Below are 577 nucleotides of genomic sequence, written 5' to 3' on the forward strand. Positions count from 1 at the left end.
TGCGGAGGGCGAAGAAGATGCGCTGCAGGCCGCTGCGGAAGCCTTCGGCGAGGAGCATCCGGTGGTCCTGGCCCAGGAGCTCGTCGCGGGAGTAGCCGAACATGCGCTCGGTGGCGGCGTTGACGAAGCGGATGGTGCCGTCCTCGGTGATCACCAGGATGGCGTCAGGGCTGGATTCCAGCACCACTTCGAGGGCGGGGGCAGGGTGCGGGGAAGCCATCACGCGGCCCATGCCGTGAAAATGTGAGACCACCGGTATGCCATTGATCAAGCCCTCCCCTCAGGAAATCATAGGGGCCCCACCGCCGGCCCGCGTCCAAGCCGGGGGTGCGGCGTTTTGGTGGCCGGGGTTCGGCGGCCGGGTTTCGGCGGGGTTTCGGCGGCGGGTTGCGGGTCAAACGGGGCGGTGTCCCGCGGCGCTCAGGCGGGCAGGGTCGGGCCTGGTTGCGCTGGTGCTTGTGGTCTTGGGGCGCGTTGCCGCCGCACGGGTTGCGCGGCCCCGGCCCAGGCCGCGGACAGTCCAGCCATCGGCCTCCCAGACGGTCGCGTCGAGGACGTTCCGGGCATCCAGCAGCGT

At 70.5% G+C, this 577-nt stretch carries 2 protein-coding genes; both read right to left on the bottom strand.

Going from position 1 to position 577, the window contains the following annotated elements:
* Positions 1–253 (bottom strand): PAS domain S-box protein (locus tag K789_RS21905; protein WP_237739465.1); only part of this gene is annotated, 253 nt, incomplete at its 3' end.
* Positions 254–394: 141 nt separating this feature from the next.
* The coding region (locus tag K789_RS25875; RefSeq protein ID WP_035738646.1) for a hypothetical protein at positions 395–577 on the bottom strand (183 nt) is incomplete at its 5' end.

The organism is Arthrobacter sp. TB 26 (assembly GCF_000427315.1).
In the GTDB taxonomy this organism is placed as follows: Bacteria; Actinomycetota; Actinomycetes; order Actinomycetales; family Micrococcaceae; genus Arthrobacter.